We start from the raw sequence: 24,247 nt of genomic DNA on the forward strand, positions 1-24,247 counted from the left end.
GTCGGGCGCTGTCGGGGGTCATCCGGCGCTGCCGGGGCTGCGGTGGCCGAGGCGGCGCAGGTCGGCGGAGCGGGTGCCGGCGGGTTGGAGGTCGGCGTAGGGGTGCAGGCGCGCGCCCGCGGTGCCGTTGGTCAGCGTCCGGCCGTCGGCGGGTTCGCCGGCCGGTGCGGGCCCGGTGGGCGGGGTCGGTGTGGGGTGGGGACCGGCGCCGAGGAGGTCCAGGGCGGCCTTGGGGCCGTGGTCGCGACGGGTGGCGGCGAGGTGGTCCAGGTCCCAGGCCATGGTGCCGACGATGGTGCGGCGCCCGCCGCGGACCTGGACGGTGCCGCGGACCAGGAGCAGCGCGGAGTGGAAGACGGTGTGGGCGCAGGCTTCGTGGGAGTCCTCGAAGAACGCGAGGTCGACCAGGCCGGTGCCGTCTTCGAGGGTGGCGAAGATGATGCGCTTGCCCGAGGCGATGGGCGGGGTCTGCGTGGAGGCTTTGACGCCGGCGACCAGGACCTGACGGCCGGGCCGTACGTGGGCGAGGTGCGCGGCATCGACGGCGCCGATCTCGCGCAGCAGCCGGTGGTGGTACTCCATGAGGTGCTGGGACACGTCGATGCCCAGGACGTGGAGCTCCGCGCCGAGGGCTTCCCGACCGGTCATCTCGCGCAGCCCGCTGGGTTCGGCGCCGCCCACCGGATCGGCGGTGAGCGGGACCTGGCCGTCGCTGGTGGTGCGGTTGCGGGTCTGGCGGTGCAGTTCGGTGATCTGCAGCAGCAGGTCCCTGCGGGTCAGCCGCCCGTCGTGCAGAGCGTCCAACGCGCCGATCTCGGCGAGGTGTTCGGCCAGCGGCCGGGACGGGCGGGCGCGCTGCCAGAAGTCGGACAGGGAGGTGTACGGCTGGCCCGCCGTGATCCGCTCGGTCTCCGCTTCGGTGATGCCGCGTACCGCGCTCAGCGCGAGCCGCACGCCGAAGCGGCCCGGCCCGGCCGGAGCGACGGGCGCGGTCCGTACACCTTGCTCGACGGGTTCGACCGGCTCGACGGGTTCGACGGGTTCGACCGGCTCGACGGTGTGCCGGAGCCGGGAGCGGTTGACGTCGACGGGCAGCACCGGCACGTCATGCCGGCGGGCGTCGGACACGATGACGCGTTTGGGCCACATGCCCGGGTCGTGCTCCAGCAGCCCCGCGTACAGCGCGGCCGGATGGTGGGCCTTCAGCCACGCCGACTGCAGGGCCGGTACGGCGAAGGCGACGGCGTGCGCGCGGCAGAACCCGTACGCGCCGAACGCCTCCACGGTCTGCCAGACCGTGTCGCGTACGGGCTGGGTGTAGCCACGGGCGGCGGCCCGCTGGTGGAACCAGGTCCGGAGCTTCGGCAGCCGCGCCCGGTCGGCCAGCGCGCGGCGGGCGATCTCGGCGAGCGCGTAGTCGCAGCCGGTCATGACCGCGAGCGTCATGATGATCTGCTCGTGCCAGATCGTCACGCCGTAGGTGTCGGCCAGGACCGGTTCGAGGTCCGGGTGCGGGTAGGCGGGATCGCCGCCGTGGCGGGCGGCGATGTACCGCTCGGGCATCCCGCCGGCCACCGGCCCGGGGCGGAACAGCGAGATGTCGGCGATGACGTCCTGCGGGTCGCGCGGCTGCAGACGCGACAACAGGTCCTGCTGGCCCGGTGATTCGAGCTGGAACATGCCGAGGGTGTCGCTGTTCTGGATGAGCTTGAAGGCGAAGAAGTCGTCCAGCGGGACCTGCGCGCCGTCGTCGAGGTCGATGTGCTCGCCCGTGACGCGCGCCACCTCCTGCACGGCGTGCGCCATCGCGGACTGCATCCGCACCCCCAGCACGTCCAGCTTGATCAGCCCGAGCGCCTCCACCTCCTCCTTGGCGGCCTGCACCATCGGGTACCGGTCGGCCGGGGTGGGCTGCACCGGCAGCCGGTCCAGCAGGGTGCCGTCGCTGATGATGACCCCGCACGGGTGCATCGCCATGCCCCGCACCAGCGCGTCCAGCCCCTCGGCCAGCTCGAACAGCGGCCCGAACCGTCCCGTCGCCGCCTGCGCCGCCAGCGCCCGCAACTCGGGCAGCTCGGCGAGCGCGCCGGTGACGTCACCCGCCCTCAGGTGCGGGAACGACTTCGCGATCCGGTCCACCTCGCCGGGTGCGATGCCCAGGGCGAGACCGGTGTCCCGAAGCGCGTGCCGGGCCCGGTACGTCTCGGGCATCGCGGTGACCGCGACCCGCTCGGTCCCGAACCGGTCGATGATCGCGTCGTACGCCTCCAGCCGTCGCGCGCTCTCCACGTCGATGTCGATGTCCGGCAGCCCGGCCCGCCGTACCGACAGGAACCGCTCGAACAGCAGCCGGTGCTGGAGCGGGTTGGCGGTGGCGATCCGCAGCGCGTGGCAGACCAGCGAACCGGCGCCCGAGCCGCGGGCCGCCACCCGGATACCCAGGGCCCGGATGTCGGCGACGGCCTGGCCGACCGCGAGGAAGTACGCGTCGTAGCCGAGCCGGCCGATGACCTCCAGTTCCTGCTCCAGCCGCGCCCGGGCCGTGTGGTCGCGGTCCAGGCCGCGGTCGGCCAGGCCGGCCTCGCACCGCTCCCGCAGCGCGGCCGCCGCGCCCCCCGGCCCGTCGCCGGCGCCCACCACCCGCGCCTCGGGGAAGTGCGCCACGCCCAGGCCCAGGTCCGCCACCGGGTCGATCCGGCAGGAGTCCGCGGTCGCGGCCGTGTCCGCCAGCAGCAGCTCGGCACGCCGCCCGTCGCCGCCCGCGCACCGGGCGATCTCGCGCGCGGCGTGGGACATCGCGGCCGGGTCCTTCAGCCACCGCTCCCCCGAATCCAGCCGCCGCCGGTCGATCGGCCGCAGCAGCCGCGCCGCGTCCAGGACATCGGCCAGCCGGTGCTGTCCCGGGTCGGCGTACCGGACCGCATTGGTCAGGACGGCGGTGGTCCCGGTGCGGTCGGCGAGCGCCACCGTACGGGCGGCCAGCCGCAACGACCCCGGGCCCGTACCGCCCCGCCCGTGCCAGACCGCCTCCATCCGCACCCCCGGCCCGAACACCTCCCGCCACGGCCCCAGCAACCGCACCGCCACGTCCTCCCGCCCCGCCGACAGCGCCCGCACCGGCTCCGAGACCGGCCCCAGCAGTACGACCAGCCCCGGCCCGCCGTACGTACGCAGCGCCTCCCACGGCACCACCGGGTTCCCGCCGCGCGGCACGGCGGCGTGCGCGGCCGACACCAGCCGGCACAGCCGCGCCCAGCCGGCCCGGTCCTGCGCCAGCAGCACGACCCGCAGCCCCGGCTCGACCACGTGCGCGCCGCCACGCGCCGGCGCCGGACCGCGCCGCCCGGGGGCAGGCGGCACCAGCGGTTCCACGGCCACGTCCACGCCGAACACCGGGCGCACCCCGCTCGCCGCGCACGCCTGGGCGAACCGCACCACGCCGGTCACGGTGTCCCGGTCGGTCACCGCGAGGGTGTCCATCCCGCGCTCCGCCGCCCGCGCCACCAGCTGCTCGGGGTGCGAGGCGCCGTACCGGGGCGAGTAACCGGACGCGACGTGCAGATGGGCGAAGCCCACCACCGCGCACCTCCATCACTCCACCCCTCTCAGCGCGCTCCGGCCGACCCGGCCGAAACCCTTGTTCGCACGTTCGTTCGATTAGGGTAACGCGATTTCCCCAGGTCAGCGACCCGGCCCGCCGGCAACCCACGACTCGGCCCGCACACAAGCGAGTTGACCGAGCAGGGGCGGCGCCCGGCCGCATCGGCAGCCACCCCCGCGACGCCCGTCCCCCGGCGCGGCCACCCGGGCCTCCCCCATCGAGGTCGATACCACCGAGGTCGACACCGCCGAGGTCGATACCACCGAGGTCGATGCCGCCGTACGAGCGGCGCCCGGCCGCATCGGCTCGCCGGACGCGAAGAGCGGGAGCCCGGCGTGCCCCGGCTCCCGCTCCCACTCCCGCTCGATCGACAGACCCTCGTCCGGTCAGGGCCGAAAGCTGGCCCGGTACTCCGTCGGCGTGCGGCCGGTCAGCTCCCTGAATGCGGCGTTGAACGCCGACAGCGAGGTGTATCCGACCATGAATGCGATCTCGGTCACCGGAGTGTCACCCGCGGCGAGTTCCTCGATCGCGCTCAGGACCCGCATCCGGCGCAGGACCGCCCGCCAGGTCATGCCGGTCTCCTCCTCGAAGCGCCGCGCCAGCGACCGCGGTGCGAGGCCGACCTCGTCTGCCACGTCCTCGAAACGGAGCTCACCGCCGAGCCGCCGCCCGGTCAGTTCGAGGGCCCGGCGAAGCTCCGGTGATCGGCCCGCCGGAACGGCGACCGGGCTCGGCTGCTCGGCGAGCCGCCAGGTCACCGCGGCGAGCGCGGCGAACAGCGTCTCCGCGTACACCGTGAGGGGCTCGTCGCACTCGCCCCACGTGCGGCACTCGGTCAGCAGGGCGCGGGCCAGCGGGTTGAGGTCGAACACGGTCAAGGGCGCCGGCGGGGCCGGAGTGAATCGGGTGTCGAACAGGACCGACGCGGTCGTGACCGGCCGCGGGATGCTCACCCGGATACGCCGGCCCGCCTCGATCAGGGCGGCCCGCGCCGGCGGCAGCAGCCATGCCCGGCCCTGCGCCTCCAGCCGGAGGGTTCCGGCGGAGGCGCAGAGCAGGTAATGGCGGTCCGCACACAGGTCGCGAGCGAACTCCGGCGCGAACGTGCGGACGAAGGCGTACGCCCTCCGGGTCATCGACAGCCTCGCACAGCCCGATCCCAGGAGTCCGTCGCGCCGCCGGTCACGCCACCGTCTCCAGCAAGTCGGCACGAAAGCGCCGGCTCACCGGCGCTCCGGTCATCATCGGCCGAATCGCCTCGCTCAGGCGAGCGAAGGAGTCCGACCTCAGGTAGTCGGCGAACGACGCCTCGTCGTCCCACTCGTGGACCACGGCGACTGCGACGTCGTCCTCACGCGCGGCGTAGACCCGGAAGGCGATGTTGCCCGGCATGGCGCGTACCCGATGAGCCTCCCCGTCGAATCGGGCGAGGACAGCGGGCCGGTCGGTGGCGGCGGTCCTGAAGTCGAGGATCGCGATGAACACGGGGACCTCCTTGGCAAGGCGGCGACGGCCGCGGGTCGGATGGCCCCGATCCTCCGGCAGCACGCGCCCGGCCCGCCTCCGTCAGCCGGACGCGTTCACGCTCCCAGCGGACACGCCCGCTCTTCGCCCGGCCGGCGGGATCAACGCGCAGGACCCGTGTCCGCGGACGCTTCCGGTGGCAAGCCTCCCTGGTGCGCCAGGAGGCGGGTGATCCCGGTGCGGACGAACTCCCGGGCCAGTTCCGCGCGTCGGGCCGGCCAGTCGGCGGACCCGGACGGGTCCACCAGGAGGTCCGTCCGGTACCGGCGTCGACGGATGTCGTCGACGACCTCCGCCGGCGCTCCCAGGGAGCGCAGTTCTTCGAGGGCTTCGCGCTTGGTGATCAACCGGCCGTCGCGCAGGGTCACCGATGCCCTCGCGAAGGTCAGCATCCCCAGATCCACCCAGATGTCCTGGAGCCACAGCGCGGCCTTGGCGTCGCCCGTCACACGCAGCCAGTAGTCCGCCAACTCGGCACGGACGAAGCCGGCCAGCTCCTGGTCGCTCACCTCGGGCAGCAGGCCGCCCGGCGGCGGTCCGCTCAAGACCGCTGCTCCCAGGGCCAGTTCGCGTCGGCTCACAGGGGTGACCGGACGCTCGAACCACTCGCCCTGAGCCCAGGTCGGATGCGCCCGCGCCGGATCGGACTCCGCTCCCCTGGGCACGTAGGTGCAGTGCAGGGTCCGGGCAAGGGGGACCTCGGCGATCAAACGTCCATGGACGGACCGCAGTTCCTCCTGCTGCGCGTCGGTGGGCGCCGCGCCGACCAGCGCCACCAGATCGAGATCGCTGCGTCCCACCTGGTAGTCCCCCAGGGCCAGCGATCCGTGCGCCCAAAGGGCGACCAGGGGCACCACTGCTTCGACATCGGACCTGAAGCGTTCGAGCAGAGGCGTCACCTGCTCCAGGACCGGGTCCTCTTCGGTGGACAACGTGAAGGCCCCTTCCTCTGGCCGCCACCCGTCCAGGGCCGGCCGTTCCACCCTCGCCATCACGGCAACCACCCTACCGATCAAGCCGATCGAGACCCCCTCCAAGGGACACTCGCGCGCTGCGGCGGCGGGGTCCCCGTAGGGGGCGGCCGGAGCGGAGGCAGGCCGTCCGTTTCCGGGTCGCCATCTCCCCGCCGGACGAGGCGAATTGCCCCGACATGAAGCCGAACGCCCCTTTTCCCGAGGCGCACTTGGCGCGGTCTTTGCCGATCGTTGGCACGAACGGGTGCCTCCGCGTCAGTGATTGTCTGCACACTGTCAATCACTGGCGGCACGCTAACCCCACTGACCGCCGCCGGTTACACGCCTGCACCGCGAGATCCGCGAGAAGGAGCAGCATGTCGGCAACCAAGCGCTTCACCGCCGCAACAGCCGTCAGCGCGGCGGTCCTGTCCGCCCTGGCCACCGCCCCGGCCGTGGCGAGCGCCGCCCCCACGGTATTCCAGGCGCCGGTCGGCAGCCACCGTGTCATCGGCCCCGACGGCCGCATCGAGCACAGCACCAGCTCCAACTGGGCCGGCTACGCGGCCACCGGACGGACCTTCACCAGTGTCTCGTCCAGCTGGGTGCAGCCGGCGGTCAGCTGCTCCGGCTCGACGGCCTACTCGTCGTTCTGGATCGGCCTGGACGGCGACGGCAGCAACTCGGTGGAGCAGACCGGCAGCGAGGGCGACTGCTCGGGCGGCAGCCCCCAGTACTACGCCTGGTACGAGATGTACCCGGCGTACCCGGTGAACTACAGCAACACCGTGAAGGCGGGCGACCACTTCACCTCGACGGTCAGCGTCAGCGGGACCAAGTACACGCTCACGCTCTCCGACACCACCCAGGGGTGGACGAAGACCACCACCAAGTCGCAGAGCGGCCTGTCCAACGCGTCCGCCGAGATCATCGCCGAGGCGCCGTCCAGCTCCACCGGCGTGCTCCCGCTGGCGAACTTCGGCACGGCGTCGTTCACCAACGCCACCGCCAACGGCCAGCCGATAGGCAGCTTCTCGCCCGACCAGATCAACATGGCCTCGGGCAGCACCACGAAGGCGACCACCTCGGCGCTGTCGTCGAGCGAGAACTTCACGGTGACCTGGAAGCACAGCTGACCGCGACGCCGTAGGGCCGCATCCGTGAGGACGGCGGCCGGCTGACCCCCTCGGCCCCGCCCGGACCTGCCCCGGGCGGGGCCGAGTGGCGCCCGAGCCGAGTGGCGGCAGGGACGGGCGACGGCAGGGACGGGCGACGGGCAGGGGCGGGCGACGGCGGGGGCGGGTGGCCCCTGGGGCTGATGCGGCAGGGGTGGTTTCGGGACGTAACGGTCGGGTACCCGATGAAGCCAAGCCCCGGCCGGGGGCGCGGTGGACGTGCCGCGCGGCCCGGCGATCGACAAGGGAGGCCATCACCGCATGACGGACCAGGGAACCAACAAGGCCGGCTTCGCCCGTGACGACGAACTGAAGAGGGAGACGCAGGTCGCGCTGAAGGCGAACCGGGCAGTGCAGGCCGGCGAGGAACTCGCCGAGCCCCAGCCCTCCGACCAGGACCCGACCCTCACCGCGCCCGCCCGCGCTGGCGCCGCACCGGCCGGGATGACGCCGCAGGGCGTCTACGTGCGCAGCGACCTGGCCAGGCATCTCGACCGCAGCGTCTACCCGGCCCGCCGCGGCGCCCTGCTCGGCGCGCTCCACCGCCACCAGGCACCGGACACGCTCGTCGACCGGGTGGCCGGCCTTCCCCCGGACGAGATCTACCCGAACGTCCAGGCCGTCGTGCAGGCCCTGGGCTACGGGACCGAGGACCGCCGCGACTGAGCGGCCCGCCCGCCCCGCCGCTCCCCCGGAATCAGGGCGCCCCTCCGGAAACGGGGTTCCCCTGCCGGGGACGAGGGCTCGCGCCCGCACCATCGGCGCCCCCTCCACGGACCGGGGCTCCCGTCCGCGAGCGGGCCGCCCCTCCACCCCCGAGGGGCGCCGTCCCACCAGCGCATCCGGATCGCTGTATCGCTGGTGCCGTGGCCGGAAAGGTCTGCCTGGTTCGCGGTGTCCGGTGCGGTGCCGGGCGCCGCGAACCGGTGAACCTTTCCGGCCACGGCGCTAGATTCGCGGTGTGACTGGTGAGCCGGCCCCCGCCGCGGGGGCGCGTACGACATGCGAGGCCGTCCCTATGGCGGTACGGAACGGGGGCCGCGGAGACGTGGCCGAGGTGGTGCGGCTGCGGCGGGTGATGTTCGCGGCGATGACCGGGACCGACGCGCCCGGGCCGTGGGAGGCCGAGGCGCGACGGCTGCTGGCCGGGCAACTGGCCGTCCCGGACCCGGCGACCGGGGTGTTCGTGGTGGACGCCGACCAGGGTGCCGGGCTGGCCGCGTGCGCGGTGGGCACCGTCGAGCAGCGGCTGCCCTCGCCGTCGTCGCCCGCCGGCCGGTTCGGCTTCATCTTCAACGTGTGCACCGATCCGGAGTACCGCGGGCGCGGCTACGCCCGGGCGGTGACCGAGGCGCTGCTCGACTGGTTCGCGGCGAACGGCGTGACGCGGGTGGACCTGCACGCCACGCCCGAAGCCGAGCACCTCTACCGGGAGTTGGGGTTCGCGGCCCACTCCACGGCGCTGTCGCTCGACGTCTCCGGCCGTGCCGGGGCCTGACCGGCGTCCGCCCCCGGCCGTACCGCCACGGATTCCTTCGCCGCCACGGACTCCGGCGCGGCCTCGGACCCCGCCACCCTGCGGCCGGTCACCCTACGGCTCCGCCCGGCCGTGGTGCGCTGCCCGCGCTCCAGTGCTGCGGAGATCAGCGCCAGGACCAGCGCCCCGGCGGTGAGCGCCGCGCCGACCCAGTTCGCGGCGGTGTAGGAGTGGCCGGCCGAGATGACCAGGCCGCCCAGCCACGCGGCGAGCGCGTTGCCGAGGTTGAAGGCGCCGATGTTGAGCGCCGAGGCGAGGGTGGGCGCGCCGGACGCCTGGTCCAGCACCCGTTTCTGCAGCGGCGGCACCGTGGCGAAGCCGAGCGCGCCGATCAGGAAGACGGTCACCGCGGCGGCGGTCTTGTCGTGCGCGGTGACGGTGAACGCGGCCAGTACGACGCCGAGCGCGCCGAGCGCCGTGAACAGCATCGGCATCAGGTGCCGGTCGGCGAACCGGCCGCCGACCAGGTTGCCCGCGACCATGCCGAGCCCGAACAGCACCAGCAGCCAGGTCACCGAGCCGTCGGCGTACCCGGTGACGTCGGTCATCATCGGCGCGAGGTAGGTGATGGCGGCGAACACCCCGCCGAAGCCGAGCACCGTCATCGCCATGGCGAGCAGCACCTGCGGCTTGCGCAGCACCGCGACCTCGTGCCGCAGCCGCACCCCCTCGGGCCTGGGCAGGTCGGGGACGAGTCTCACCACCCCGAGCAGCCCGAGCACGCCGAGCCCGGCGACCAGCACGAACGTGATCCGCCAGCCCGCGCTCTGCCCGACGAAGGTGCCGAGCGGCACCCCGACGACGTTGGCGACCGTCAGCCCGGTGAACATCATGGCGATCGCGCCGGCCCGCTTGTGCGGGGCGACCAGTTCCGAGGCCACCACCGAGCCGATGCCGAAGAACGCGCCGTGCGCGAGGGAGGCGATCACCCGGCCGACGAGCATCACCGCGAGCACCGGCGCGACCGCGGAGACCAGGTTGCCGACCACGAACAGCCCCATCAGCAGGATCAGCATCCGTTTGCGGGAGACCTTCGTGCCGAGCGCGGTCATCAGCGGGGCGCCCGCGACGACACCGAGCGCGTACCCGGTGACGAGCAGGCCCGCGGTGGGCACGGAGACGCCGTAGTCGCCGGCGATCTGCGGGAGCAGGCCGACGACGACGAACTCGGTGGTGCCGATGCCGAAGGCCCCGATGGCGAGGGCCAGGAGCGCGAGGGGCATGGAAGGGCCTTTCGAAGGGGAGGCAGGGCGGCACGCCCCGCCGACTAGCAGGCATGCGCGGTTATCAGGCGCCCACAATACTTGCACACGCTGGTTATCTGCAAGCGCGCTATGATGGTGGGCATGACCGCCACCGACCCGGCACTGACCGCCCTGGCCGACAGCTGGTGCGCGCTGTCCTTGCTGCACGGCCGTATCGAGGCGCACATCGAGCGCGCCCTGCAGTCCGGCCACGGCCTGAGCGTGCGCGAGTTCTCGCTGCTCGACGTGCTCAGCCGGCAGCACGACGGCGACGGCGGCCACCTCCAGATGAAGCAGGTCGCCGACGCGGTGGTGCTCAGCCAGTCCGCGACCACCCGCCTGGTGACGCGGCTGGAGGAGCGCGGGCTGCTCTCCCGCTACCTGTGCCCGACCGACCGGCGCGGCATCTACACCGACGTCACCCCGGCCGGCCGCGACCTGCTCGCGGCGGCCCGCCCCACCAACAACGCGGCCCTGCGCGAAGCGCTCGACCATGCCGCGGCCGACCCGCAGCTCGCGCCGCTGGTCACCGCCGTGGAGGAGATCCGCCGCCCGACGGCGTTCCGACCCTGACCGTCGCGCCGCCCGCCGCGTAAGGCGCAGCGGGTACGGCTCAGCTCGCGTACGGCGCAGAGCATACGGGCCAGCTTGCACACGGCCGACCCGCGTACGGCCCAGCCCGCGTAGAGCGCAGCCCCGGAAGCCGAACCGCCGGACGGCGCACCGCCGGAACCGCGAACGCCCCCGCACCGCGCCAACCGCGCCGCGCCCTCCCGGCGTTCAGCTCGGCCGGCGCAGCCCCGCGATGAGGAACTCGACCAGCCGGCGGGTGTCGTAGCGGGGACCGCCGGCCCCCACGCACAGGCTCGCGACGCCGCGCAGCAGCTCGTAGGAGTCCACGTCGGGGCGGATCTCGCCGGCGGCGGCCGCGGCGTCGAGCATCTCGGTGCACACCGGCAGGAGCCGGTCGAGGAAGTAGGCGTGCAGCGGGTCGAAGCAGGGGTCGTCGGACTGGAGCACGGCGGCGAGTCCGAGCTTGGTGACCAGGAAGTCGACGAAGAGGTCGATCCATCGGCCCAGCGCGGCGTGCGGGGTCGCGGCGGACTCCAGCAGGGCCGGGCCCGCGTCCGCGAGGGCCTCGACCTGGTGCCGGTACACGGCGACGATGAGGTCCGCCCGGGTCGGGAAGTGGCGGTAGATCGTGGCCGTGCCGACGCCGGCCTTCGCCGCGATGTCGCGCAGCGGCGCCTCGACGCCCGAGGTGACGAAGACCGCGGCGGCCGCGTCGAGCAGGTTCTCCTCGTTGCGCCGCGCGTCCGCCCGCTTGGGCCGGGCCGCCGCGCGCCCCGCGCCCTCGCCCTGGTCGCCCTCGCCCATCGCGCTCACCCTCTCTCCGCTTACGGGGTTTGCTAACCGGGACGGCGTCCCGTATCGTCAATCGGGACGGCGTCCCGTTTATTCATGATGGCAGATCCGGGCACCGGCGACCAACCCGGGCGCGCCACCGACCCCACGTACGGCGTACGCGCCGGACCTGGCGGCACCCGCGCGCCCCGACACCGCGCGGCCGCCGCTCGCCCGTACGACCCGACCCCGCCGACCTGCCGGCCCGAGGCACCCCGCCTCCAGCGGACCCCGCCGGCGTCCACCGCATTCCGAGAGGAACCCCGCCATGACGCGCTCCGATCCCGACCCGACACATCCCGACCGGACGAAGACCGACCGGACGAAATCCGACCCGACGCACGCTGACCCGCCGCACGCTGACCCGACACGCAGCGACCTCACCCACCCGACGCCCATCGGGGCAGTCGGCGGCGCGCGCACCCCGCGGATCGTCTCGGTGAAGCCGATCGCGCTGGACGCGCCGGACCGCGGCGAGGACCTGCGGGTGCGGGTGACCGCGCCGGTGTCCGGGCGGGACCTGCCGGTCATCGTCTTCTCGCACGGTTTCGGCTCGTCGGCGGACGGCTACGGCCCGCTGACCGACTACTGGGCCGCGCACGGCTTCGTGGTGGTGCAACCCACCCACCTCGACTCGCGGACCGTGGGCCTTCCCGCCGACGATCCCCGTACCCCGCGGATATGGCGGCACCGGGTGGCCGACGTGAGGCGCGTCCTCGACCGGCTCGACCTGCTGGAAGCCGCCGTTCCCGGGCTCGGCGGGCGGGTCGACCGGACCCGTGTCGCCGCAGCCGGGCACTCCTTCGGCGGCCAGACCGCGGGGAACCTGCTGGGGCTGCGCGTCCTCGATCCGGACAGCGGCACCGGCGAGGACCTGTCGGACCCGCGGGTGCGGGCGGGCGTGCTGCTCGCCACGGCCGGACGGGGCGGCGCCGACCTGTCGGCGTTCGCCGCCGAGAACTACCCCTTCATGAACGCGGACTTCACGCACATGGCGGCCCCGGCTCTCGTCGTCGCCGGGGACCGGGACGACTCCCCGATGACCGTCCGCGGACCGGACTGGCTCGCCGACCCGTACGTCCTGAGCCCGGGCGACAAGAGCCTGCTCACCCTGTTCGGCGCGGAGCACTCGCTCGGCGGCATCCCCGGCTACGAGGCCAGGGAGACCACGGACGAGCACCCCGGTCGGCTCGCCCTGATCCAGCGCGCCACCACCGCCTACCTCCGCCACACCCTCGGCCTCGACGACTCCGGCTGGACCGCGGTCCGCGAGGAACTGGCCGACGGCGCGAGCCCGTTGGGCCGCATCGAGTCCAAGTCGCCCTCTCGTCCCTGAAGGCCCCGGCCTCTTGCCTCCACTCCAAGGACCCGCCCCGCCCGGGCTTCAGCGGAGGGCGAGCATCATCGCGAAGTCCGCGACCGTGAGGGCGAAGAGCAGCAGCAGGTTGCGGGACTGGGTGCCCATCCCGCCGTAGCGGTCGTAGGGCGCGTACGGATGGTCGGGGTGGACCAGGATGGTCATGCCCGCGCCGACACCGCCGGGTGTGCCGTTGGGGTTGCACAACGCGGCCGTGTAGGAGCGGCCGTTGAGGCGGTAGCGGACGACCGGGGTGAGGAAGTACGTGTTCCGGTTGCCGACGGGGCTCGCGTCGTTGTCCACGACGTCGGCCTGGATTTCCACGCCCCGGCGGCGGACCCGGAGGAAGGCCGCCTCGTCTTTGACCGCCTTGACGGCGGCGCCGATTCCGACGACGAGGCCCGCCGTGGCGAGAACCGTGAAGAACATGACGCCATCCTGGCGGGAACCGGTCGGCGGACGCCAGGGTTCCGGCCCGCCGCGCACACCAACCCGCGCGGCGGGCCGGCCCGTTCAGGCCCGTTCGGTCCGTTCGGCCCGCGGTCAGGAGGCGAAGCGGACCTCGGGCAGGCGCGGCGAGGGGCCGTCGAGCAGGCCGTGGTCAGCACGGTCGCTCAGGAAGCGGCCGAAGAACGCGGCGAGCAGCGTCCGGTCGGCGGTGACGGCGCGCCGGGTGGCGATCGTGCCGACGTTCTCGGTGAGGGTGGCGCGTGGCAGGTCGAGCCGGCGGGTGATCTGCGGCACCAGGACGACCGCGTCGGTGTACGTGCCGTGCGCGGCGCCGTGCAGCGTCAGCGCGCGGTGCCAGCCGTGGCTGTGCCGGACCAGCTCGCCCCAGCAGGGCACCGTGCCCGGGGTGTTGCCGTCCTTGCCGACCAGCAGGAAGGGCCGGTCCAGCCCGTCGGTGGTGAGGGTGGAGGGGAAGCCGTCCTGGTCGTCGTCCTGGACGTAGGAGGTGACGCCGTCGAAGTCGGCGGCCGCGTGGATACGCCGGTCGTCGTGCATGGCCTGGAGCGCGGTGAAGCCGCCCGCGGACTGGCCGAAGGCCCCGACCCGGGCGAAGTCCGCCACCGCGCGCAGCGGCGCCGGCAGCGCGCCGGGCAGCGCGTCGAGGACGAAGCGGACGTCCGAGACGCGCACCATGACGACCTTCTCCAGCAGCGCCGCGATCTTCACCGGGTCGGGGTGTTCGGGGTCGGGTACGGCCTTGGCAAACTCCGCGGGCAGCAGCGTGCGTTCGACCCGGCCGCCGGGGAACTCGACGGCGGAGGCGTCGTAGGTGTGGTCGACCATGACGACGACGTGGCCGCGCGAGGCGAGGTCGTCGCACAGCACGCTGCCCAGCGAGCGGGGGTCGCCGGCGCCCGGCGAGTAGAGCACGACCGGGTACGGCCCTGCCCCGGCCGGCGCGCCCTGGTGCGCGTGGGTGCGGGTGGCGGCCCAGTCCACCCGGTCCGCGGGGATGTCGGCGAGGCTGTTCAGCTCGGTCCAGCCGGCCGCCTCCCCGGGCAGCATCTGCGGGGCGGCGGCGAACCCGCGGATCGCGCGCGCCGGGTAACGGACGCTCACCATCAGCTCGCGGTGCGGGCCGCCGGTCCACGGGTCCGGGCGCGAGGTGTCGACCAGCCGCAGCGCCAGGGTGCCGACCGGGTGGGGACCGCTCGGCGCGGGCAGCTTCAGCCGCAGCCGGCCGTCGGTCGCGCTCTCGTCGGCCGATCCGCCCGCACCCGCGGTGCGCGGCTCGGTTCGGGGCCCCGGCGCCGCCACCGCCCGCGCGGGGACGGCGAGCAGGACGGCGGCGGCCGACAGAACGGTGGCGCGGCGAGTGGGCACGGTGACTCCCTGATGTCGTACGGCTGTTGTGCGCGTGCGGGTCGTACAGATCGGTGCGGGTCGTACAGATGCGTGCGGGCACGTACAGATCGGTTCGGGTCCTACGGGTCGGCGCGGGTCCTGCCCGCGGCGCGGCTCCTCCCCCAGCTTCGCGCGGTGATCGCCGCCGCCCCATCCGGCAGGCCGGTACCTCGCCCGGGGGTTAACCCGAAGGCGGACCACGGAGGGCGCCTGACGGAGCGGCAAGATCGGCGCGTCGCGGAGTGCGGCACACTGTCCGGTGGCGCCGCGCGATCCGCGCGGCCGCCGACGGCGGGTGCGGGACGGACGGAAGGCGGCGACGGCCGGCGATGAAGGTGATCCTCTTCGGTGCCTCGGGGATGGTCGGGCAGGGCGTCCTGCGGGAGTGCCTGCTCGACCCGGACGTGACGGAGGTGGTCGCGGTGGCCCGCAGCCCGCTGAAGCGCGCCGACCCGAAGCTGCGGCAGGTCTTCCACGACGACTTCACCGACTTCTCGGCGGTCGCCGGGGAACTGTCGGGCGCGGACGCCTGCTTCTACTGCCTGGGCGTGTCGGCGGCCGGGCACAGCCAGCAGGACTACACCCGGATCACCTACGACTGCACGCTCGCCGCCGCCCGTACGGTCGCGGCCGGCCGCCCGGAGCTGACCTTCACCTACGTCTCCGGCGAGGGCACCGACAGCACCGAGCAAGGCCGCTCGGGCTGGGCGCTGGTCAAGGGGCGCACCGAGAACGCGCTGCTGGCGATGGACATGCGGGCGTACATGTTCCGGCCCGGCTGGATTCAGCCGCTGCACGGCGAGCGGTCCCGCACCGGCTGGTACCGGGTGATGTACAAGGCGACGTCGTGGCTGTACCCGGTGCTGCGCCGGGTGGCGCCGAAGCACGTGACGACCACGCAGGCGCTCGGCCGGGCGATGCTGGCGGTGGCGCGGCTCGACGGGCAGGGGCCGCACGTACTGCACAGCCCGGAGATCAACCGGCTCGGCGGCTGACCTGCCGCTCCGGGCGGTTTCGGCGCGCCCGGGCCCAGGGCCGCGGGCCGTTCGGCGAGCCGGGGGGACTTCGCCCGGAGCGGGCATGCCGACCGCCGGATGGGGGCACATGGTGCGCATGACGCAGATCGGCCTTCCGAGCAGAGTACGTGCCTGCCTCTTCGACCTCGACGGTGTGCTGACGCCGACGGCGCTGGTGCATGCCGCGGCCTGGAAGGAGATGTTCGACGCCTTCCTGCACGACCGGGACGGCGACGGTTTCCGGCCGTTCGACAGCACCACGGACTACGACACCTACGTCGACGGCCGGCCCCGCGCGGACGGGGTGCGGACCTTCCTCGCCTCGCGCGACATCGAGCTGCCCGAGGGCGACGACGACGACCCGCCGTCGGCGCTCACCGTGCACGGCCTCGGCAACCGCAAGAACGACCTGGTGCTGGAGAAGATCCGCACCGACGGCGTGACCGCGTACGAGGGTTCGGTGCGCTATGTGACGGCGGTACGCGCGGCGGGGCTGCGCACCGCGGTGGTGTCCTCCAGCGCGAACACCCGCGACGTGCTGGTCTCCGCGGGCATCGAGCACCTGATGGACGTGCGGGTGGACGGCGTGACCGCCAAGGACCAGGGGCTGCGCGGCAAGCCGAAGCCCGACACCTACCTGGCCGCGGCCAAGCAGCTCGGCTTCGACCCGGGTCAGGCGGCGGTCTTCGAGGACGCGCTGGTCGGGATGGACGCCGGGCGGGAGGGCCGCTTCGGGTACGTGGTCGGCGTGGACCGGGTCGGACAGGCCGACGAGCTGCGCAAGCACGGCGCCGACACCGTGGTGAAGGATCTGGCCGACCTGATCGGGAGGAGTGCGTGATCACCGATCCCGCCTACGAGGTCGCGCCGTGGTCGCTGCGCGAGTGCGAACTGAACCTGGAACTGCTGCCGCAGAGCGAGTCGGTCTTCGCCCTGTCCAACGGCCACATCGGCTGGCGCGGCAACCTCGACGAGGGCGAGCCGAACGGCCTGCCGGGGTCGTACCTCAACGGCCTGCACGAGCTGCACCCGCTGCCGTACGCGGAGGCCGGCTTCGGCTACCCGGAGTCCGGCCAGACCGTCATCAACGTCACCAACGGCAAGCTGATCCGGCTGCTGGTGGACGACGAGCCGTTCGACCTGCGGTACGGCACCACCCGCGCGCACGTGCGCGAGCTGGACATGCGGGCCGGGGTGCTGCGCCGCGAGTGCGTGTGGGTGTCGCCCGCCGGGCGCGCGGTGCGGGTGCGCTCGGTGCGGATGATCTCCTTCCGGCAGCGCGCGGTGGCGGCGATCTCCTACGAGGTGGAGCCGCTGGACGAGCAGGTGCGGGTGGTGGTGCAGTCGGAGCTGGCGGCCAACGAGGAGATCCCGCGGGCCACCGGCGACCCGCGGGTGGCGGCGGCGCTGGAGTCGCCGCTGGTCTCCGAGGAGCACTTCGCCGGCGGCACCCGGCTGGGGCTGATCCACTCCACCACCCGCAGCGAGCTGCGGGTCGCGGCGGCCGCCGACCACCGGGTGGACGGGCCGCGGGCCACCACCCAGATCTCCTCGGAGTCCGGGGACGACATCAGCCGGCTGACCGTCACCGCCGTGCTGGAGAAGGGCGAGCGGCTGCGGCTGGAGAAGTTCGTCGCCTACGGCTGGTCGGCGACGCGTTCGCTGCCCGCGCTGCGCGACCAGGCCGACGCGGCGCTGGTGGGCGCGCGCGACACCGGCTGGCAGGGCCTGCTGGACCAGCAGCGCGAGTACCTGGACGACTTCTGGGAGCGGGCCGACGTCGAGGTCGACGGCGACACCGAGATCCAGCAGGCGGTCCGCTTCGCGCTGTTCCACGTGCTGCAGACCGCCGCCCGCGCCGAGCAGCGGGCGATCCCCGCCAAGGGCCTGACCGGCTCCGGCTACGACGGGCACACGTTCTGGGACGCGGAGACGTTCGTGCTGCCGCTGCTGACGTTCACCGCGCCGCAGGCCGCCTCCGAGGTGCTGCGGTGGCGGCACAACACGCTGCCCGCCGCGCGCGAGCGGGCCGCCCAACTCGGCCTGGCCGGCGCCACGTTCCCCTGGCGCACCATCAACGGCGACGAGGCGTCCAGCTACTGGCCGGCCGGCACCGCCGCCTTCCATGTGAACGCGGACATCGCCGACGCGGTGGTGCGCTACGTCGCCACCACCGGCGACGACGAGTTCGAGGCCGAGACCGGGCTGGAAATCCTCACGGAGACCGCCCGGCTGTGGCGGTCGCTCGGCCACCACGACCACTCGGGCGCCTTCCACATCGACGGCGTGACCGGGCCCGACGAGTACAGCGCGGTCTGCGACGACAACGTGTACACCAACCTGATGGCGCAGGCGAACCTGGTGGCCGCCGCCGACGCCGCCGAGCGCCATCCGCGGCACGCCGCCGCGCTGGAGATCACCGACGAGGAGACCGCCGCCTGGCGGGACGCGGCCTCGACGATGACGGTGCCCTTCGACGAGGACCTGCGGGTGCACGAGCAGTCCGCCGGCTTCACCCGGCACCAGCGCTGGGACTTCGAGAGCGCCGACCCCGATCGCTACCCGCTGCTGCTGCACTACCCGTACTTCGACCTGTACCGCAAGCAGGTGGTCAAGCAGGCCGACCTGGTGCTGGCGATGTACCTGCGCGGGGACGCCTTCACCGCCGAGGAGAAGGCGCGCGGCTTCGCCTACTACGAGCCGCTGACGGTGCGGGACTCGTCGCTGTCGGCGTACTGCCAGTCGGTGATCGCGGCGGAGGTCGGGCACCTCCAGCTCGCCTACGACTACCTGGGCGAGTCGGCGATGATGGACCTGGAGGACCTGGAGAACAACGCCCGCGACGGCCTGCACATCGCGGCGCTGGCGGGCACCTGGACGGCGCTGGTGGCCGGGTTCGGCGGGATGCGGCTCTTCAACGGGGACTCGATCCGGTTCGCGCCGCGGCTGCCGGACGCGCTCAGCAGGATCGCCTTCCGGCTGGACTTCCGCGGCCGGCGGCTGCGGGTGGAGGTGAAGCGGACCTCGGCGACGTACTGCCTCGCCGACGGCGCGCCGATCGAGATCCTGCACTACGAGAAGCCGTTCACGCTCACCACCGAGCGGCCGGTGGTGCAGGACCTGCCGGGGATCACCCACCGCGAGCCGCCGAGGCAGCCGCCGGGGCGCGCGCCGAGGCGCCGCAAGCAGGCGCCGGGGCCGCAGAAGTAGGGGCCGCCAGCAGGTACCGGGGCCGCTGACCGCTGAGGTGGCGGCCTCGGCGGGCAAGGGTGGGGGCCGGGCATACCCGGTCCCCCCGCTGTCACAGCCAGCCGCGCCGCTTGAAGAGCCGGTAGAGCACCAGGACGACCGTGACCATCAGCGCGAGCACCGCCGGATAGCCCCAGACCTGGCGCAGTTCCGGCATGTGGTGGAAGTTCATCCCGTAGATCCCGGCGATCATCGTGGGCACCGCGGCCATGGCCGCCCAGGCGGAGATCTTGCGCATGTCGTCGTTCTGCCGGACGCCGACCTGGGTGAGGTGCGCGGCGAGGATGTCGGACAGCAGCCGGTCCAGGGACTCCCCGGCGTCGGCGACCCGGGTGAGGTGGTCGGCGACGTCGCGGAAGAACGGCTGGGTGCGCCGGGGGGTGTACGGCATCCCGCCGGCGGCCATCCGCGCCATCGGCTCGGCGAGCGGGCCGCTGGCCCGCCGGAACTCCATCACCTGCCGCTTGAACTCGTAGATCGTCGCGGCGATGCGCGCCGAGTCGCCGCCGATCGGCGCGAACACCTTCTCCTCCAGCTCCTCCAGGTCCACCTGGAGCTCCACGGCGACCTCGAGGTAGTCGTCCACGACGCTGTCGCAGATCGCGTAGAGCACCGCGATCGGGCCGTGCTTGAGCACCGACGGCCTGTCCTCCAGCCCGGCGCGCACCTCGGCGGCCGTGGCGGCCTCGCCGTGCCGGATGGTCACCACGAACGCGTCGCCGATGAAGACCATCAGCTCGCTGGCGCTGACCGTGCCGCTGTCGTCGTGGTACCGCAGCGGCCGCACCACGGCGAACAGCGCGTCGGGATAGATCTCCAGCTTGGGCCGCTGATGGGCCTTGAGCACGTCCTCGACCGCCAGCGGGTGCAGCCCGAACTCCGCGGCGATGCCGGCGAACTCGGCCTCGGTCGGGTCGTGCACGCCGACCCACACGAAGGAGTCGCCCTGCGCGCGGGCCTGGTCCAGCGCGTCGGACAGGTCGTCCGGGGTGTGGGTGCGGCGGCCGTCCTGGTAGATGGCGCAGTCGACGATCACGTGCACATTCCTTCCTCGGCGGCCCGCGGATCTATCACCCACGGGCCGGTCGGCGAGTGCCGGACCGCCGTGGGGGTGGGGCGCCGCGCTGCCGTGGGGGCGGTCGGCCCGGGCCCGTCGCCGTGGACGCTCACCGGTCGGTGGCCGCGACGGCGGTGCCGCCGGGCGGGTGCGGGCGGGCCACCGTCCCGGGAAGGGCGACCGCGCCGCTCCCGTCGCGCGAGCCTGGGCCGGTGTCCGCCGCGGCCTCGCCGTCCGTACCGTCCGCGGTGCCCGTACCGTCCGTGCCGTCCGTACCGCCGCCTGCGGACGTCTTCGCGGCGGCGGCCCGGGCCGCCCTGGCCCGCGCGTGCTCGACGTTGAAGTGGGCGCCGATCATCAGCGCCAGGTTGGAGAACCACAGCCAGACCAGGAAGATCACCGTGCCGGCCAGCGGCCCGTAGAGGCGGTTGTACGTCCCCATGTGCGCGGTGTAGGCGGCGAATCCGGCCGAGCCGGACAGCCACAGTCCCACCGCGAGTGCGCCGCCGGGCGCCATCGCGCGCAGCGACCGGGTGCCGCGCGGGCCGGTGCGGAAGAGCACCAGGACCAGCGCGGCGGCCACCGCCAGCAGCAGCGGCCAGCGCATGCCGCGCCACGCCGCCTGCGCGGGCCCGCTCATGTGCAGCACCGAGCCGGTACGGTGCGCGATCGCGCCGGTGACCACCAGGCAGACCGCGCTCGCCACCAGCAGCACCAGCAGCGTCAGGGAGGTCAGCACGACCCGGGGGCCGGTGCGCCAGGCCGGCCGCCGCTCGTCGGAGCCGTACATGGTGTGCAGGGCGCGCCGGAAGACCGCCGCGTAGCTGGACGCCGACCACATGGCGCCCAGGCCGCCTCCTATCGCCAGCGACAGGGTCGCGCGGTGGTCGTGCGCCATGTCCTGGAGCGCCGACGCCACCACGGGCCGCGACTCGGCGGGCAGCAGCGTGGTGACGCCCGCGGCCAGGCTGCTCTCCGAGGGCCCGCCGGCCATGCCCAGCAGCGACACCGTCATCAGCAGCGCGGGGAAGAGCGCGAGTACCGCGTAGTAGGTCAGAGCCGCGGCGCGCTCGGTGACGTCCTTGTCCCATGAGGCGGCCAGCGCCCGGACCAGGGTGCGGCCGAACCTCCACACGGCGCGGGTGCGGCGCAGGCCGGCGCGGGGTGCCGCCGGCGCGGACCGCTTGGACCGCTTGGACGGCTTGGGCCGCTTGGCGCGCGTGCCCCGCCCGGGTCGCCCGGTCTCCGGCTCGGCCGCCCGCTCGGTCGGCCCGGCCCGGCCCGCCGTGCCCCTGCTTCTCGCCACAGTGCTCCTTCCGCCACGCTCCGTGTGCCGGTCGTGTGCCCGGCGGCGGCGCTTTCATGGCGGGCGGCGGCGGGCGGCTGCGGGCCCCGCGGGCGGACCTTGCCGGTGAGGGGCGCCCGTGCGCGTCTCCGGTGGGCCGCACCCGCGGGCCGCGCGCGTCGGAACGTCACCGAACCGCCGTCTCCCACGCCTTCCGGTGCCGTGGCGGCGATGACAGACTCTGCGGGTGCGCGACTACGACATACTGGTCATAGGTTCCGGTCCCGGCGGGCAGAAGGCGGCGATCGCCGCGGCCAAACTCGGCAGACGGGCGGCGATCGTGGACCGCCCGCAGACGCTGGGCGGGGTGTCCCTGCACACCGGCACCATCCCGTCCAAGACGCTCCGCGAGGCGGTGCTCTACCTCACCGGCCTCAACCAGCGGGACATGTACGGGCAGAGCTACCGGCTCAAGGACGACATCACCATCGGCGACCTGACCTCCAGGACCGAGCACGTGGTCGGCCGCGAGGTCGACGTGATCCGCAGCCAGCTCAGCCGCAACCAGGTGCCGCTGCTGCCCGGCACCGGCCGCTTCCTCGACGAGCACACCGTCGCCGTCACCGACGCCGCCGGCCGCGAGCGGGCGGTGACCGCGGACTTCGTGGTGGTCGCCACCGGCACCCGCCCGGCCCGCCCGGCGAGCGTGGAGTTCGACGACCGCACCGTGCTGGACTCCGACAGCGTGCTGAGCATGGAGCGGGTGCCGCGCTCGATGGTGATCGTGGGCGCCGGGGTGATCGGCATGGAGTACGCCTCGATGTTCGCCGCCCTCGGCAGCAAGGTCACGGTGGTCGAACAGCGCGACGGCATGCTGGACTTCTGCGACGCCGAGGTGGTCGAGGCGCTCAAGTACCACCTGCGGGACCTCGCGGTGACCTTCCGTTTCGGCGAGACCGTCGCGGCCGTGGAGCGGCACGAGCACGGCACGCTCACGGTGCTCGCCAGCGGCAAGAAGATCGCCGCGGACGCGGTGATGTACTCCGCGGGCCGGCAGGGCCTGACCGACGGACTCGGCCTGGAGCGGGCCGGGTTGAGCGCGGACAAGCGCGGCCGGATCTCGGTGGACGAGCACTACCGCACCGCGGTGCCGCACATCTACGCCGTCGGCGACGTGATCGGCTTCCCGGCGCTCGCCGCGACCTCGATGGAACAGGGCCGCACCGCCGCGTACCACGCCTTCGACGAGCCGGTGCACGGCATGCCCGACCTCCAGCCGATCGGCATCTACACCATTCCCGAGATCAGCTTCATCGGCCGTACCGAGGACCAACTCACCGACGCGGCGGTCCCGTTCGAGGTCGGGGTGTCCCGCTACCGCGAGCTGGCCCGGGGCCAGATCATCGGCGACGCGCACGGCATGCTGAAGCTGCTGGTCTCCCCCACCGACCGCAAGCTCCTGGGCGTGCATTGCTTCGGCACCGGCGCCACCGAACTCATCCACATCGGCAGCGCGGTGATGGGCTGCGGCGGCACCGTCGACTACCTGGTGGACGCTGTCTTCAACTACCCGACACTTGCTGAGAGTTACAAGGTCGCGGCGCTCGACGTCACCAACAAGATCCGGCAGATCGACCGGCTGGGCGACTGAGCCGCCGACCGCCCCACCGCCCGCCGGCCGTTTGCAAGGCGGCTGCGCCCGGGATAACCGGGTGCGGCCGCGCCAGGCCGCTTCATAGGGTGCGGGCATGGACTGGCACGCCTGGCACGACGCCTACACATCCCCCGACTCCGCCCTGACCGCGCGGCTGCGCACCGTCACCGAGCGGATCAGGGCCGCCTTGGACGCCGCTCCGCCGGGCCCGTTCCGGGTGGTGAGCGTGTGCGCCGGGCAGGGCCTGGACCTCCTCGGCGCCCTCGCGGACCACCCGCGCCGCGCCGACGTCTCGGCCCGGCTGGTCGAACTCGACCCGCGCAACACCGCCGCCGCACGGGAGGCCGCCGCCGCACTCGGCCTGCACGACATCGAGGTGGTCACCGGCGACGCCTCCCTCACCGACTCCTACGCCGGCGCCGTGCCCGCCCGACTCGTCCTCCTCGTCGGCGTGTTCGGCAACATCACCGCCGCCGACATCGAGCGCACCACCGGCTTCCTCGACGGCCTCTGCGCCCCCGGCGGCTCCGTCATCTGGACCCGCAACCGCAGGGAGCCCGACCTCTTCCCCCGCGTCTGCGACTGGCTGGAGCAGCGCGGCTTCGAACGGACCTGGACCTCCGCGCCGGAGATCCGGCAGGGCGTCGGCGTGCACCACTTCACCGGCGAGCCCCGCGAACTCCCCACGGGCGAGCGGATGTTCACCTTCGTCGGCTACGACGTCCTGTCCGGCAGGTGACCCGGCAACCGGGTGCGGGACAGCTCGCGACGAGGACGAACCACCCGGCACGCAAAAGGAGTTGGCGGCCGGTGCGGCACTCGCCCACCTGCTCGCGGCGTCGGCCGGCGCGCCGCTGGTGCTCCCCCGCGGCCTGGTCACGGACCTGTTCGGCCCGACCCTCGACCGGTTGCTCGCCGCGGCGCCGCCCCGGCCACCGGGCCCGGCCGCGCCCCGGCGGGTGGTGGTGGCAGGACCGGAACTGCCACCACCCGAGCGCGGCGACTCCCTCGCGCTGGTGCCGCGCCACCCGCACACGGGCAGGACCTGGCAGCCGCCGGAACCGGTGGCCGCCGTGCCGCTGGAAGCCGACGTGTGGGCCCAACTGGCCTTCCCCCGCGAGCGGCTGGCCGTCCCGGTCACCGGTGGGCTGCCGGCCGGAGTCCTCCGCGACGACCCGCCGCCGCTCCATCCGCACCGCCGCTTCGAGCCGGACCGGAGGGTGTTCCTCCACACGCTGGCCCGGCTGCCCGCGGTCCGCCGGCCCGGACTCCGTGCGATCTACGACCACGCGCGGTTCACCCCGTACGGTCCCGTGGTGTAGCACCAGGGCGGC

20 protein-coding genes and 1 pseudogene are annotated in these 24,247 nt (G+C 73.8%); 11 read left to right on the plus strand and 10 right to left on the minus strand.

The window, feature by feature from the left end; translation table 11 throughout:
• Window positions 1-18: 18 nt before the first annotated feature.
• From OG896_RS01005 to OG896_RS01020, 4 genes are all read right to left on the minus strand, one after another.
• Window positions 19-3,579, minus strand: coding sequence for a DNA polymerase III subunit alpha (locus tag OG896_RS01005; RefSeq protein ID WP_329361448.1), 3,561 nt, complete (start codon window positions 3,577-3,579; stop codon window positions 19-21).
• A 408-nt stretch (window positions 3,580-3,987) separates the two neighbouring features.
• Window positions 3,988-4,740 carry a helix-turn-helix transcriptional regulator gene (locus OG896_RS01010; RefSeq protein WP_329361450.1) on the minus strand — a complete coding sequence of 251 codons (753 nt, stop codon included), beginning with the start codon at window positions 4,738-4,740 and terminating at the stop codon, window positions 3,988-3,990.
• 46 nt (window positions 4,741-4,786) lie between these two features.
• On the minus strand, window positions 4,787-5,089 hold the full coding sequence (locus tag OG896_RS01015) for an antibiotic biosynthesis monooxygenase family protein (RefSeq protein ID WP_329361452.1): 303 nt from the start codon (window positions 5,087-5,089) through the stop codon (window positions 4,787-4,789).
• A 140-nt stretch (window positions 5,090-5,229) separates the two neighbouring features.
• A complete protein-coding gene (locus OG896_RS01020) occupies window positions 5,230-6,060 on the minus strand; it encodes a hypothetical protein (protein WP_329361454.1) in 831 nt (276 codons plus the stop codon).
• A gap of 398 nt (window positions 6,061-6,458) precedes the next feature.
• Between OG896_RS01020 and OG896_RS01025 the strand changes: the two genes are divergently transcribed.
• The 3 genes from OG896_RS01025 to OG896_RS01035 all read left to right on the plus strand — a co-directional run bounded on the left by OG896_RS01025 (window position 6,459) and on the right by OG896_RS01035 (window position 8,754).
• On the plus strand, window positions 6,459-7,217 hold the full coding sequence (locus OG896_RS01025; RefSeq protein ID WP_329361456.1) for a G1 family glutamic endopeptidase: 759 nt from the start codon (window positions 6,459-6,461) through the stop codon (window positions 7,215-7,217).
• A 300-nt stretch (window positions 7,218-7,517) separates the two neighbouring features.
• The gene (locus OG896_RS01030) at window positions 7,518-7,922 is read left to right on the plus strand and encodes a DUF2795 domain-containing protein (RefSeq protein ID WP_329361457.1); all 405 of its coding nucleotides are present in this window, start codon (window positions 7,518-7,520) and stop codon (window positions 7,920-7,922) included.
• Window positions 7,923-8,274: 352 nt separating this feature from the next.
• Window positions 8,275-8,754: a GNAT family N-acetyltransferase gene (locus OG896_RS01035; RefSeq protein WP_329361459.1), complete on the plus strand. Its 480-nt coding sequence runs from the start codon at window positions 8,275-8,277 to the stop codon at window positions 8,752-8,754.
• 32 nt (window positions 8,755-8,786) lie between these two features.
• Here the strand turns inward: OG896_RS01035 and OG896_RS01040 are convergent.
• A pseudogene (locus OG896_RS01040) lies at window positions 8,787-10,016 on the minus strand (MFS transporter); the annotation flags it as partial.
• A gap of 123 nt (window positions 10,017-10,139) precedes the next feature.
• On the opposite strand from OG896_RS01040, the gene OG896_RS01045 reads away from it, so the two are divergent.
• Complete coding sequence (locus tag OG896_RS01045) at window positions 10,140-10,610, plus strand: MarR family winged helix-turn-helix transcriptional regulator (protein WP_329361461.1); 471 nt, start codon at window positions 10,140-10,142, stop codon at window positions 10,608-10,610.
• 207 nt (window positions 10,611-10,817) lie between these two features.
• Here the strand turns inward: OG896_RS01045 and OG896_RS01050 are convergent, their stop codons facing one another.
• A complete protein-coding gene (locus tag OG896_RS01050) occupies window positions 10,818-11,414 on the minus strand; it encodes a TetR/AcrR family transcriptional regulator (protein WP_328474862.1) in 597 nt (198 codons plus the stop codon).
• Between the two features lie 295 nt (window positions 11,415-11,709).
• Here OG896_RS01050 and OG896_RS01055 point away from each other — a divergent pair, with 295 nt between their 5' ends.
• Window positions 11,710-12,777, plus strand: a complete 1,068-nt coding sequence (locus tag OG896_RS01055; RefSeq protein WP_329361463.1) for an alpha/beta hydrolase family protein — start codon at window positions 11,710-11,712, stop codon at window positions 12,775-12,777.
• Window positions 12,778-12,825: 48 nt separating this feature from the next.
• Here the strand turns inward: OG896_RS01055 and OG896_RS01060 are convergent, their stop codons facing one another.
• Both OG896_RS01060 and OG896_RS01065 read right to left on the minus strand, forming a co-directional pair.
• On the minus strand, window positions 12,826-13,227 hold the full coding sequence (locus OG896_RS01060; RefSeq protein WP_329361465.1) for a DUF3592 domain-containing protein: 402 nt from the start codon (window positions 13,225-13,227) through the stop codon (window positions 12,826-12,828).
• Between the two features lie 114 nt (window positions 13,228-13,341).
• On the minus strand, window positions 13,342-14,631 hold the full coding sequence (locus OG896_RS01065) for an alpha/beta hydrolase (RefSeq protein ID WP_329361467.1): 1,290 nt from the start codon (window positions 14,629-14,631) through the stop codon (window positions 13,342-13,344).
• Window positions 14,632-14,981: 350 nt separating this feature from the next.
• Between OG896_RS01065 and OG896_RS01070 the strand changes: the two genes are divergently transcribed.
• From OG896_RS01070 to OG896_RS01080, 3 genes are all read left to right on the plus strand, one after another.
• Window positions 14,982-15,647, plus strand: a complete 666-nt coding sequence (locus OG896_RS01070; protein WP_329361469.1) for an NAD(P)H-binding protein — start codon at window positions 14,982-14,984, stop codon at window positions 15,645-15,647.
• A 118-nt stretch (window positions 15,648-15,765) separates the two neighbouring features.
• Window positions 15,766-16,509 (plus strand): HAD family hydrolase, encoded by a 744-nt coding sequence (locus tag OG896_RS01075; RefSeq protein ID WP_329373601.1) that lies wholly within the window; start codon window positions 15,766-15,768, stop codon window positions 16,507-16,509.
• The gene (locus OG896_RS01080; protein WP_329361471.1) at window positions 16,506-18,878 is read left to right on the plus strand and encodes a glycoside hydrolase family 65 protein; all 2,373 of its coding nucleotides are present in this window, start codon (window positions 16,506-16,508) and stop codon (window positions 18,876-18,878) included. The genes OG896_RS01075 and OG896_RS01080 overlap by 4 nt, the downstream gene beginning before the upstream one ends.
• 91 nt (window positions 18,879-18,969) lie before the next feature.
• Here the strand turns inward: OG896_RS01080 and OG896_RS01085 are convergent, their stop codons facing one another.
• Together OG896_RS01085 and OG896_RS01090 are read right to left on the minus strand one after the other, a co-directional pair.
• Window positions 18,970-19,953 (minus strand): magnesium and cobalt transport protein CorA, encoded by a 984-nt coding sequence (locus OG896_RS01085; protein WP_329361473.1) that lies wholly within the window; start codon window positions 19,951-19,953, stop codon window positions 18,970-18,972.
• 130 nt (window positions 19,954-20,083) lie between these two features.
• Window positions 20,084-21,280, minus strand: a complete 1,197-nt coding sequence (locus OG896_RS01090; RefSeq protein ID WP_329361475.1) for a YihY/virulence factor BrkB family protein — start codon at window positions 21,278-21,280, stop codon at window positions 20,084-20,086.
• Window positions 21,281-21,506: 226 nt separating this feature from the next.
• On the opposite strand from OG896_RS01090, the gene sthA reads away from it, so the two are divergent.
• From sthA to OG896_RS01105, 3 genes are all read left to right on the plus strand, one after another.
• Window positions 21,507-22,910, plus strand: a complete 1,404-nt coding sequence (gene sthA, locus OG896_RS01095) for a Si-specific NAD(P)(+) transhydrogenase (RefSeq protein WP_328473296.1) — start codon at window positions 21,507-21,509, stop codon at window positions 22,908-22,910.
• A 97-nt stretch (window positions 22,911-23,007) separates the two neighbouring features.
• Window positions 23,008-23,652: an SAM-dependent methyltransferase gene (locus OG896_RS01100; RefSeq protein WP_329361477.1), complete on the plus strand. Its 645-nt coding sequence runs from the start codon at window positions 23,008-23,010 to the stop codon at window positions 23,650-23,652.
• A gap of 61 nt (window positions 23,653-23,713) precedes the next feature.
• Complete coding sequence (locus OG896_RS01105) at window positions 23,714-24,235, plus strand: hypothetical protein (protein WP_329361479.1); 522 nt, start codon at window positions 23,714-23,716, stop codon at window positions 24,233-24,235.
• Window positions 24,236-24,247 lie beyond the last annotated feature (12 nt).

Source organism: Streptomyces sp. NBC_00669, from assembly GCF_036226785.1.
In the GTDB taxonomy this organism is placed as follows: Bacteria; Actinomycetota; Actinomycetes; order Streptomycetales; family Streptomycetaceae; genus Actinacidiphila.

What these genes read in the sequence shown, in the direction of transcription:
- OG896_RS01010 (WP_329361450.1), bottom strand. Translation starts at nt 4,740, where the DNA reads ATGACCCGGAGGGCGTACGCCTTCGTCCGCACGTTCGCGCCGGAGTTC.
- OG896_RS01025 (WP_329361456.1), top strand. Translation starts at nt 6,459, where the DNA reads ATGTCGGCAACCAAGCGCTTCACCGCCGCAACAGCCGTCAGCGCGGCG.
- OG896_RS01045 (WP_329361461.1), top strand. Translation starts at nt 10,140, where the DNA reads ATGACCGCCACCGACCCGGCACTGACCGCCCTGGCCGACAGCTGGTGC.
- OG896_RS01030 (WP_329361457.1), top strand. Translation starts at nt 7,518, where the DNA reads ATGACGGACCAGGGAACCAACAAGGCCGGCTTCGCCCGTGACGACGAA.
- OG896_RS01070 (WP_329361469.1), top strand. Translation starts at nt 14,982, where the DNA reads ATGAAGGTGATCCTCTTCGGTGCCTCGGGGATGGTCGGGCAGGGCGTC.
- OG896_RS01050 (WP_328474862.1), bottom strand. Translation starts at nt 11,414, where the DNA reads ATGGGCGAGGGCGACCAGGGCGAGGGCGCGGGGCGCGCGGCGGCCCGG.
- OG896_RS01075 (WP_329373601.1), top strand. Translation starts at nt 15,766, where the DNA reads ATGACGCAGATCGGCCTTCCGAGCAGAGTACGTGCCTGCCTCTTCGAC.
- OG896_RS01100 (WP_329361477.1), top strand. Translation starts at nt 23,008, where the DNA reads ATGGACTGGCACGCCTGGCACGACGCCTACACATCCCCCGACTCCGCC.
- OG896_RS01035 (WP_329361459.1), top strand. Translation starts at nt 8,275, where the DNA reads ATGGCGGTACGGAACGGGGGCCGCGGAGACGTGGCCGAGGTGGTGCGG.
- OG896_RS01055 (WP_329361463.1), top strand. Translation starts at nt 11,710, where the DNA reads ATGACGCGCTCCGATCCCGACCCGACACATCCCGACCGGACGAAGACC.
- OG896_RS01060 (WP_329361465.1), bottom strand. Translation starts at nt 13,227, where the DNA reads ATGTTCTTCACGGTTCTCGCCACGGCGGGCCTCGTCGTCGGAATCGGC.